Origin of the sequence: Mesorhizobium sp. NFR06 (assembly GCF_900115245.1) — a bacterium.
In the GTDB taxonomy this organism is placed as follows: Bacteria; Pseudomonadota; Alphaproteobacteria; order Rhizobiales; family Rhizobiaceae; genus Mesorhizobium.
Window position 1 is genome coordinate 1 of sequence record NZ_FOVT01000037.1, and the last position, 10,391, is coordinate 10,391.

Annotated in this window: 7 protein-coding genes and 1 pseudogene; 7 read left to right on the top strand and 1 reads right to left on the bottom strand. The window is 63.1% G+C overall.

The window, feature by feature from the left end; translation table 11 throughout:
• A pseudogene (locus tag F3H96_RS31460) lies at window positions 1-117 on the bottom strand (LacI family DNA-binding transcriptional regulator); the annotation flags it as partial.
• Between the two features lie 262 nt (window positions 118-379).
• On the opposite strand from F3H96_RS31460, the gene F3H96_RS30280 reads away from it, so the two are divergent.
• From F3H96_RS30280 to F3H96_RS30310, 7 genes are all read left to right on the top strand, one after another.
• Window positions 380-1,423: an ABC transporter substrate-binding protein gene (locus F3H96_RS30280; RefSeq protein WP_149805283.1), complete on the top strand. Its 1,044-nt coding sequence runs from the start codon at window positions 380-382 to the stop codon at window positions 1,421-1,423.
• Between the two features lie 27 nt (window positions 1,424-1,450).
• Entirely contained in the window at window positions 1,451-2,491 is a 1,041-nt protein-coding gene (locus F3H96_RS30285; protein ID WP_149805284.1) for an ABC transporter ATP-binding protein, read from the top strand.
• Entirely contained in the window at window positions 2,488-3,378 is an 891-nt protein-coding gene (locus tag F3H96_RS30290; protein ID WP_244620228.1) for an ABC transporter permease, read from the top strand. The genes F3H96_RS30285 and F3H96_RS30290 overlap by 4 nt, the downstream gene beginning before the upstream one ends.
• Window positions 3,379-3,381: 3 nt before the next feature.
• The gene (locus F3H96_RS30295; RefSeq protein ID WP_149805285.1) at window positions 3,382-4,173 is read left to right on the top strand and encodes an ABC transporter permease; all 792 of its coding nucleotides are present in this window, start codon (window positions 3,382-3,384) and stop codon (window positions 4,171-4,173) included.
• Between the two features lie 121 nt (window positions 4,174-4,294).
• A complete protein-coding gene (locus F3H96_RS30300; RefSeq protein WP_244620229.1) occupies window positions 4,295-5,092 on the top strand; it encodes a 5'-methylthioadenosine phosphorylase in 798 nt (265 codons plus the stop codon).
• 539 nt (window positions 5,093-5,631) lie between these two features.
• Window positions 5,632-9,012, top strand: coding sequence for an adenylate/guanylate cyclase domain-containing protein (locus F3H96_RS30305; protein WP_149805287.1), 3,381 nt, complete (start codon window positions 5,632-5,634; stop codon window positions 9,010-9,012).
• Window positions 9,013-9,039: 27 nt separating this feature from the next.
• Window positions 9,040-10,353: an extracellular solute-binding protein gene (locus tag F3H96_RS30310; protein WP_149805288.1), complete on the top strand. Its 1,314-nt coding sequence runs from the start codon at window positions 9,040-9,042 to the stop codon at window positions 10,351-10,353.
• The last annotated feature ends 38 nt before the right edge of the window (window positions 10,354-10,391 follow it).

Consider the following 10,391-nt stretch of genomic DNA (forward strand, 5'->3'; position numbering starts at 1 on the left):
GGCTCGGGTTCGGGGGTGGACTTCTGGCCCCTCCTTCAGGGCGCGCGATACGGTGGTCACGGACAGGCCGAGGCTGTTGGCAATCTGTCTAAGGTTTGGTCTGGCTGGTGGCGCCATGGTCTGGTCCGGTGCGATGCGTTCAGGTTGCAGGATGGCCAAGTATCCGCCGAAAGTGAAGCCAATGTCGGCTTGGCGACCAAAACGGCGACGTACCTGTAGTCTTAGCCCGCCACAAATATCATTCGTGTACGTACGAATCCAGCTTGACAGCGCAACGCATTTGGCCAATCGTAACGTTACAAATTTGATTGTAACGTTACGATTGGCACGCGCAAGACCAGGTAAACGTGGTCGCGCGGCCGCAACAGGGAGGAATGACATGCCCAAGCTTCTGCAAATTTCGACGCTGATACTGGCTCTATCGCCCGCGGTTCCGGCCTGGGCGCAGAGCGTTACGATCACCACAGCAGGTGGCGACTATGGCACCGGCATGAAAGAGGCGTTGTGGGCGCCTGCTGGTAAGGCGCTTGGGATCGATGTTCGCGGCGAAACTCAGAGCGACGGCATGGCCGCGCTCCGCATGCAGGTCTCCTCCGGGAGCGTCACGACGGATATCATCCATCTTGGCTCCGGTGAAGGCGCGCAGGCCGCCGATCTCGGCCTGCTGGAGCCCCTCGACGAGACCGTGGTCGATCAAAAGGCGCTACCCTCCGGGGCGGCCTCGAAATTCTGCTATCCGTTCTCGTCCTATGGCACTGTGATGGCGTGGAACACCAAGACCTACGGCCAGGATGGACCGAAGGACTGGGCCGAATTCTGGGACGTGAAGAAGTTTCCGGGCCGCCGAGCGCTTCGGAACAATGCGCAGGACCTGCTCGAAGCGGCGCTCCTCTCTCAAGGTGTCGCGCCGGAGAAAGTCTATAGCACCTTGAGCGAGCCCGGTGGCATCAAGCGCGCAATCGACCGCCTGGCGGAACTGAAACCCCATGTCGCGGTCTGGTGGACCTCGGGCGCGCAGTCCGCGCAGATCCTGAAGGACGGCGAGGCCGACTTGGTCGAGACCTGGAACGGCCGTGCCCAGAGTGTCAAGGACGACGGTGGCGCGGCCGCCTACACGTTCCACAGTTCAATCATCGGTACAGACTGCCTCGCCGTTCCGAAAGGCGCGCCGCACAAGGCGGACGCAATGAAACTCATCGCCGCCATGACGTCACCTGAGCGCGAGGCCAAGCTGACCGACTACATCGCCTATGGTCCGATGAACCAGGCGGCCTATGCCGGGGGTAAGGTTGCGGCCAATAAAATGGCCCTGCTCGCCACCGCGCCGGACAACGCCGTGGGCGTGGTGTACGCGGATGCAGCCTGGTGGGCGAAACACGCCGACGAAGCCCAGGCCGCTTTCGATACCATGATGAACCAGTAGGCAGCTGTTGGCCGAAGGGGCCTACCCATGGCTTCACCGCGCATAGCACTCGAAAAAGTGCGTAAGGTCTACGGTCGCCACGTGGCCCTGGATGACGTCAGTGTGGATGTTCGACCGGGGGAGTTCCTGACCCTTCTCGGTCCCTCCGGCTCGGGCAAGACCACCCTCTTGATGGCTATCGCAGGATTTGTCAGGCCTGAGGCCGGGCTGATCCGGATCGGCGACGCCGATGTCACGCGGCTTCCGGTGAACAAGCGCGACATCGGTATCGTGTTTCAGAACTACGCGCTCTTCCCGCATATGAGCGTTCTGAGCAACGTCGAATACCCCCTGCTCTTGCGCCGGTTGCCGCGTGCCGAGGCGCGCGAGCGGGCCCAGGCCGCCCTCGCCCGCACGCAGCTTGAGGGCTATGACGCGCGCGACATCGCCGCCCTTTCGGGCGGCCAGCGCCAGCGGGTGGCACTGGCCAGGGCCGTGGTGTTCGAGCCGAGGGTCCTGCTCATGGACGAGCCGCTTTCGGCCCTTGACAAGAATCTCCGCGAGCAGATGCAATTCGAGATCCGAAAGCTCCAGCAGGATCTCGCAATCACCACAGTCTACGTCACACACGACCAGCGCGAAGCTCTCACCATGTCGGATCGCATCGCAGTGATGAACGCCGGCCGGATCGAACAGCTCGACGCGCCACAGCCTATCTATCAATGCCCAACATCGCGCTTCGTCGCCGATTTCATGGGCGAATCGAACATCCTTCCTGCAGCTTTTTTGGAGCCGTTGGGATCGGCTCTGCCACTCGACGGCACCCTGGTCATCCGAGCCGAGAACCTTTCACTGGAACGCGAAGCGGCCGACGGTGATGGGGTGGCGATCACAGGACGGGTCACGGCCCATGCCTTCCGCGGCGAAACCTGGCATCTGCGCCTCGAAGTCGAGGGCGAGCGGCAACTGCTGCTCAGCATTCCATCCGGAAAGTCGTTCGACCCGGCCGACATCCAGATCGGACAGCAGCTGACCGCCTACGCCGCAGCCCGGCATATCCATAGACTCGACGGCGGCCCCGAACCATGACCGCAATGACCGCAACGGTGAATGCCGCTGGCCTGCGGCGTGACGCTGCAGCCGAGCGCAGATTCTTCCTGTCGCTCTCTTTGCCCTCGCTGGCCGTCGTCGGGATTGGCGCAATCCTGCCATTGTTCTGGATCCTGCAACAATCCCTGACGACCGCTCGGGGCGACTTCACCGTTGTGAACTATACGGCCCTTCTGACGAACGGGCTCACCTGGCGATCCCTGCTGGTGACGCTGGAACTATCCGGCGGGACCCTCGTTTGCTGTCTTCTGCTCGGCATTCCGCTCGCTTTTTTGCTGGCAAGCACATCCCCGAGGACCGCCAGCCGGCTGATGGTGCTGGTCCTCCTGCCGCTGTGGACCTCGATTTTGGTCCGCACCTATGGCTGGCTGGTGCTTTTGCGGCGCGACGGATTGATCAACGATCTCCTGGTTGGCAGCGGCCTCGTATCCGAGCCCGTGCCGCTGGTCTACAATTTCACCGGCACCTTGATCGGAATGGTGCATTACATGCTGCCGATCTTCGTGCTGCCTACCTATGCGGCGATGCGCGACATCGACGGCAACGTGATCCGCGCCGCCGCCAGCATGGGCGCAAGCCTCTGGCACTGCTTCCGGACGGTGATCCTGCCGCTGGCCTTCGGCGGCATCGTGTCCGGCTCCGTCATCGTCTTCGTCTACACGCTCGGCTTCTTCATCACGCCGGCGATCCTCGGCGGTGGCCGCATCAGCCCGATCGCGATCCGAATCGACCGCACGCTCTCGACGCTGCAGGATTGGGGCGGCGCGGCGGCACTCGGCATCCTGCTGCTGCTGATCGTTGCCATCCTGGGCGTGACGACGCTGGGCGCGACCAGGTTGATCAGGTCGAAGCCGGGCGCGGACTGAACCATGCTGGACGCCTATCCTGAAAGCAGACTTGCCCGTGCCTTGCTCTGGTCGTTTGGCTCGCTGGTGCTGGCGTTCCTCATCCTGCCGACGTTGATCGTGGTGCCGATCTCGTTCTCGGGCTCTGATATGCTGGAATTTCCGCCGCGCAGTTTTTCGCTGCGCTGGTATTCGAGCTTCTTCGGCTCGGCCGACTGGATGGCCGCACTACGCACGAGCCTGGTCCTCGCCGGACTGACAGCGGTAGTGTCCGTGCCTGCCGCATTTCTTGCCTGTATCGCAATAGACCGGCAGGGAGGGCGGCTCGCCCGCGCAATCTATGCTTTCGCGGTGATCCCCTCGGTCGTGCCCGGCATTCTGTTGGCGATCGGCCTGTTCTTCGTCCTGGCAAGGCTCCGGCTGCTCGGAACACTCGGCGGCGTACTCCTTGGCCATGCGGTCCTGGCCATACCGGTAGCCGTCATCGTGCTCTATCCCGCCGTGCGCCGGTTCGACTGGGTGCAGCTTCAGGCCGCGCGCAGCCTGGGTGCCGGCTGGGGCCGCGCGATCGTCGGCATCATGCTGCCGCAGATGGTCCTTTCGTTGGTTTCGGCGGCGCTCATGGCATTCCTGAGCTCTCTCGATGAAGCCGTCATATCGATCTTCGTTTCGAGTGGCGCCAACACTACGCTGCCTAAGCTGATGTTCATTTCGCTGCGCGACCAGATCGACCCGACCATCGCTGCGATCTCGACGCTCTGGACCGGCCTCATTGTTGCCGTTGTCCTACTCTTCGCCGCGCGCCAGAGGGCCTAGACCCGACAGGAACACCTGAATGACTATGCATAGCTCTGCCCCAGCGCCTATCCCAACGGTCGAATTGGCCCTCATCACCGGCTCGGCTAGTTGGGGGCTAGCCTTTCCCGAGGATGTGCCAATGGCCGGCGTGGAGGTCCTGGCCCGCGACATGGCCTTCGAGACGCCCTACGGTCGGACGGAAAACTGGAAGCTCCTTGCGTTTGACGGCTCAATCACAAGCGACAGGCAGCCACGCCGGGCGCTCTGCATGTATTCGCACGGCAACCCGCGGGACGAAATCGATCATGCTTGCCATCGGCGTGCTTTCTGGGTGCTGCGAGAGGCCGGGGTCAAGCGGGTGATCACCTGCTCGACGGTCGGCGCGGTCAACAGGGCCATCCGCAGCGGCGATCTGGTCATCGCGGCCGACATAATCGAGCCGACCCAGACGCCATATTCCCTGTTGCCGGGACGCCAGAAATTCGACGCCAGCGGCAAGCAGATCGTCTGCAGCAACTGCGCCGCGATCCTGGCCGAGACGGCTTGCCGGCTTTGGCCGACGGAGGCGCGCGTCCATCGTATCGAACAAGGGTTGGTTGCTGGCCATGTCTATGGCCCGCGCCTGACCACACCCGCCGAGGCCATCATGTTCCGCACCCTCGGCGCCGATGTTGTCAATCATTCGATCGCGCCCGAGGCGACCTTGTCGCGCGAGATCGGCGCCTGCTTCACCCCTTGCGCCTTTGTGACCGCGACGATGAACGACTACCTCAGCCGAGACCGCGGCACGCTCCTGAAAGCCGGGGTGCTCGAACGCCTTTCGCAAATCACATCGAGGGTCGCTCTTGGGACCGCGGCCGCAATTCCCGTTAGAGAACCCTGCGCCTGCCACGCCCTCCTCACACCACAGCCGCCGGAACGCTACGCGCGGTACTAACAGGCGGGCTTCATTCATGACGGTGTAGCTCGGCACGCAAAGTCTTTTGAGCCTTGTCTGGCATGGGCTTAACCTCGCCCCTTCCGCGCGGTTACCAGCACGTCTGCTATCGGGCAGCAGGCCAGATCACCTCAACAGCCGACATCAGGCGCGAAGCGGCCGTCTACATCCGATGCCTCCAAATTATCCTTAAACCGAATCAAGTGTCCCACTTTGTCCATAAGCACCCGCAATTCGGGCTGAGGCGCGACCCAGAAAGTTCGAAAAGCTTCCAAGAACCCCAGTCGATCGCGAATTGTAGAACTAATCTGTCGACCGGTTTGGGGCCGGAAGCTGACCGACAGCTGCAAGAGGCGAGATCTATACAAGCCGACATTCAATTCTGGTCGAGTAAGCAGCCTGATCTGACCCAAACGCGAGGTTCGGGCCGCTCGGCTCGACCCCCAAGCTGACATTGCTGCTCGCACAAAAGGGACGACCCTGCTTCCCATTTGCGATATAGTTCCCTGCAAAGCCTCTGCCGCCTGGGAGAAGGCACTGTGGATATTGAGGCATGGCTGTTAGACCTCGGCCTGGGTGAGTATGCATCGGTCTTCCGCGACAACGACGTTGACTTGGAAGTTCTTTCCGAGCTGACCGCCGAAGACCTGATCGCGCTCGGGGTCACGTCAATCGGCCATCGGCGCAAGTTGCTCAGCGCCATTGCGACCCTCGCTGAGAGTACAACCCTGCCCCGGATGGCTTCGCCAGCGCCAGCGGCCTCGGATTCCCGCGCAGAGCGGCGGCAACTCACCGTGATGTTCGTGGACCTCGTCGGCTCGACCGAGCTTTCGCAGCGGCTCGACCCGGAGGACACACGCGAAGTCATCCTCGCTTACCAGCAGGCGGTGTCGCGCGAGATCGCTCGCTACGAGGGGCGCGTCGCCAAGCTGATGGGCGATGGGGTCCTCGCCTATTTCGGCTGGCCGCAAGCGCATGAGGATGATGCCGAACGCGCTGTGCGTGCCGGTCTCGCCGCCGCGTCCGCGACCGCCCGGTTGGCCGGCCCCGGCGGAACGCCGCTGGCCGCGCGTGTCGGCATCGCCACGGGATTGGTCGTCGTCGGTGACCTGATCGGAGAAGGTGCGGCGCAAGAGGAGGCTGTCGTCGGCGACACGCCTAACCTAGCAGCTCGGCTACAGGCGCTGGCCGAACCGGGCTCTGTGGTTATCGCCGAAGTTACGCAGAGGCTCGTCGCGGGTCTGTTCACCGGAACCGATCTCGGCGAGCACAACCTCAAAGGCTTCAGCGCCCCAGTGCGGTGCTGGCGCATCGCTGGCGAGACGGGCGCTGAGAGCCGGTTCGAAGCGCGGCACGCCGTGCTGCCCCCGCTGGTCGGCCGCGAGGACGAGTTAGCCTTCTTACTCGAACGGTGGCATTGCGCAACATCAGGCCAGGGCCAGGCCGTTCTGCTCAGCGGCGAGGCCGGCATCGGCAAGTCGCGTCTGCTCGCAGCACTATCAGCCCAAATCGGCGCCGGCCCCCATTGCGAACTGCGCTATTTTTGCTCGGCCTACCACACCGACAGCGCACTCCATCCCCTCATCGCGCATTTGGAGCGAGCGGCAGGGTTCATGCGCGACGACAATGCCGACACGCGGCTCGATAAGCTCGCAGCGCTGCTTGGCGCGACCGGCATCGAGACTGGAGAGGCGCTGCCGCTTCTGGCGACGCTGCTTTCGATTGATCTAGGCGAGCGATATCAACTGCCGAAGCTGCCGGCACCGACGCTCAGGGCGCGCACGCTGGCTACGTTGACACGGGTGGTCGAAGCGTCCGCGGCTAAGGCGCCAGTGCTCGCTCTCGTCGAGGACGCCCATTGGATCGACCCCACTTCGGCCGAATGGCTGGAGACAGTGGTTGAGCAGGCCGCCGGACTGCCTGCCTTGCTGGTGGTCACCGCGCGGCCCGAATTCGAGCCCCGCTGGAAGGCGCGGTCGCACGTCGGCGTGCTGCGGCTTGGGCGGCTCGAACCGAGCGATGGCACGGCGATCATGGAGCGGGTGGCGGGTGGCAAGAAGCTGCCGCGCGACGTCGCTGACCGCATCCTCGCCAACACCGAAGGAGTCCCGCTGTTCGTCGAGGAGCTGACGCGGACCGTGCTCGATTCCGGCCTACTGATTGAGGCGGGCGATCGATATCTGGCGATCGGGCAGCTACCGGCGATCGCGATCCCTTCGACGCTTCAGGATTCGCTGATGGCGAGACTCGACCGGCTGTCGCCCGTGAAAGAGACGGCGCAGATCGGCGCCTGCATCGGCCGCGTTTTCGGCTACCGGCTGCTCGCCGCAGTGAGCGGCACCGGTCAGGACCGGCTCGATGACGCGCTCAACCAGCTGGAACAGGCCGAGCTGGTATTCCGCGGGGGCACCGCCCGGGAGGCGATCTATACGTTCAAGCACGCGCTGGTGCGCGACACGGCCTACCAGAGCCTGCTGAAAAGCCGGCGTCAACAGATCCATGCAAAGGTCGCCGCGGCACTGGAAGCAGAGTTCGCCGAGATCGCCGAGGCCGAGCCGGAGACCGTCGCGCAGCACTACACGCTTGCCGGTCTGGCGGCTGAGGCCGCGTCGTGGTGGCTGACGGCAGGCAAGCGAGCGATGACAAGGTCTGCCAATCGCGAAGCTGCGACGCACTTCGGCAAAGGCCTGGAGCTCGTTGTGACATTGCCCGCTTCCGAGACCCGTCTGAGGCAGGAGCTTTCCCTGTGGATGGCAATGGGCTCGGCCCTGATCTCCGTGAAAGGCTGGGCCGATCCGGAGGTTCTACAGGCATTTGCGACCGCGCGGGAACTCGCCGAGCGGCTCGGCGACAAGGCCCAGTTGTTCGCCGCCGTCCGCGGTGAGAGCGCCTTCCGTACTATTTCGGGCCACCTGCGCATCGCCGAATCGCTCGCCGTCCAGTGCAAGACGCTCGGCATGGAGCTCGCACAGGCAACCGGTGACTCTGCCTACCTTCTGGAAGCGCATCACCAACTCTGGGGCGTCAACTTCTATCTTGGCAACTACGAGTCCGCGGAAACCTTCGCCAGTTATGGCCTCGCCACTTACGACTACGAGCGGCATCGCCATCTCGCGTGGGGCTATACCGGGCACGATCCCGGGGTGTGCTGCAGATCGTTCTGCGCACAGATGCTATGCATACGCGGCAAGCAGGACATGGCGATCCAACAGTCACGGGAAGCCGTCGACCTGGCCGAGCGGGTAGCGCACCCGATGAGCCTAGCCCAGGCGCAAATGGCCCTCAGCGTGGTCCATTTGATGCGGCGTGAGCCTGGTGAAGGGCGACGGTGGGCGGAGAAGGCCATGGCGGTGTGCACCGAGTTCGCCATTCCGCTGCTGCTCGGGCAGGCTCGAGTCTTCTTCGGGTGGGCGCTTGCCGCTCTGGGTCAGTTGGACGATGGCATTCAACAGATGCGCCAGGGGATCGGGGCGATCGCCATGACTGGCGCCGACATGGGGATGGCCTACTATCTTTGCGCGCTCGCCCGCGCCTGCGGCGAGCGCGGTGAGGCAAGCGAGGGGCTAGCGCTTCTTGAGCAGGCGATCGAAGCGCTCGCCAAATCCGACTCCAATTATCAGCTCCCGGAATTGTTGAGCGCCAAAGGAGAGCTGCTCTCGCTGCTGGACCCCCGAGACGATGCCGTCGAAGGCCTATTTCGCCAATCTCTGGCTGCCGCCCGCGAGCAAGGCGCGAAACTGGCCGAACTGAGATCCGCGCTTCGTCTTGCCCGACTTTGGTCCGGTCGCGGGCGCGGGAGTGAGGCGCGAGACCTGCTCGCACCCGCCTACGCGGCATTCAAAGAGGGTTTCGACACGCCTGACCTGGCGGAGGCAAGAGGCCTGCTGCAACGGCTGTCGCATGCAGCGGCAGCGCCGTAGCCAAGGTGCTTTTTAGGAGGAGCGCCCATGTCCAAGCAAATGTGGATCGGCCTGCTCGCGGGCGCCGCGATGCTGGCGGCGAACCGGCCAGCCGTAGCGACCGAACTCACAATCCTGTGGGCAGAATGGGACCCGGCCAACTATCTGCAAGAACTTGCCAACGAGTACGGGAAGGAGACCGGGGTCAAAGTCACGGTCGAGACCGTGAATTGGCCCGGCTTCCAAGACAAGGCATTCATGGAATTCAACGCCCATGGCGACTCCTACGACATGGTCGTCGGCGATTCGCAATGGCTGGGAGCCGGCGCGACGGAGGGCCACTATTTCGAGCTCACCGATCTCGTGCGGCAGCTGGACCTCACCAAGGTCATGACGCCCGCCTCAATGACCTATTACTCCGAATATCCGAAGGGCAGCGGCCGTTACTGGGCGATCCCGCTCGAAGCAGACGCGGTCGGCTGGGCCTATCGCAAGGACTGGTTCGAGGATCCCTCCGAGATGAAGGCCTTCAAGGAAAAATACGGTTATGACCTCGCCCCGCCGAAAACCTGGATGCAATTGCGCGACATCGCCGAGTTCTTCTACCGACCACATGCCAATCCGCCGCGTTACGGCGTCGCCATCTATACGGAGCAGCACGGCGACGGGCTGATCATGGGTTTCATGTCCGAGTTGTTCAGCTACGGGGGTGAGCTCGGCGACTATGTGACCTGCGCGGTCGACGGTATCGTCAACTCGCCGCAGGCTGTTCGGGCATTGAAGGCTTACAAGGAACTCTATTCCTTCGCGCCTCCGGATTGGGCCAATACCACCAATCGAGAGGAAGATCTGGCCATCACCGGAAATCTCGCGGCAATGAGCATGAACTTCTTTGCCTTCTTCCCAGCGCTGGTAAATCCGTCGATCAATCCGAACGCTTCCGTCACCGGATTCTTCGCCAGCCCGGCCGGCCCGGGTGGCGACCGTTTCACGGCGCTCGGCGGCCAGGGCATCTCGATCGTGTCCTATTCGCACAAGCAGAAGGAAGCCAGGAAGTTCCTTGAATGGCTCGCTCGTGATGACACGCAGCAGAAATGGGCCGATCTCGGCGGCTATACTGCCGATGCGCGGATTTTGGAATCGCCAAGATTCCGCAACGCTACTCCCTATAATGACGCTTTCTACCAGAGCCTGTTTGTCGTGAAAGATTTCTGGGCGGAGCCCTATTACGCCAAACTCATCGACCAGATGAACGCACGTCTCGGACCTTACATCCTAAAGGATGGCGGCTCGGCAAAGGACACCCTCGACGGAATAGCGGCGGACTGGAAGGCGACCATCGCCGAGCATGGCTGCAAATAGCCGTCGCTGGATTGAAATGGCTTTTTGCGAGGCGCACG

Bases quoted from the DNA above. Each gene is read 5' to 3' on its own strand.
- F3H96_RS30280 (WP_149805283.1), top strand. From the start codon at position 380: ATGCCCAAGCTTCTGCAAATTTCGACGCTGATACTGGCTCTATCGCCC.
- F3H96_RS30285 (WP_149805284.1), top strand. From the start codon at position 1,451: ATGGCTTCACCGCGCATAGCACTCGAAAAAGTGCGTAAGGTCTACGGT.
- F3H96_RS30290 (WP_244620228.1), top strand. From the start codon at position 2,488: ATGACCGCAATGACCGCAACGGTGAATGCCGCTGGCCTGCGGCGTGAC.
- F3H96_RS30295 (WP_149805285.1), top strand. From the start codon at position 3,382: ATGCTGGACGCCTATCCTGAAAGCAGACTTGCCCGTGCCTTGCTCTGG.
- F3H96_RS30300 (WP_244620229.1), top strand. From the start codon at position 4,295: ATGGCCGGCGTGGAGGTCCTGGCCCGCGACATGGCCTTCGAGACGCCC.
- F3H96_RS30310 (WP_149805288.1), top strand. From the start codon at position 9,040: ATGTCCAAGCAAATGTGGATCGGCCTGCTCGCGGGCGCCGCGATGCTG.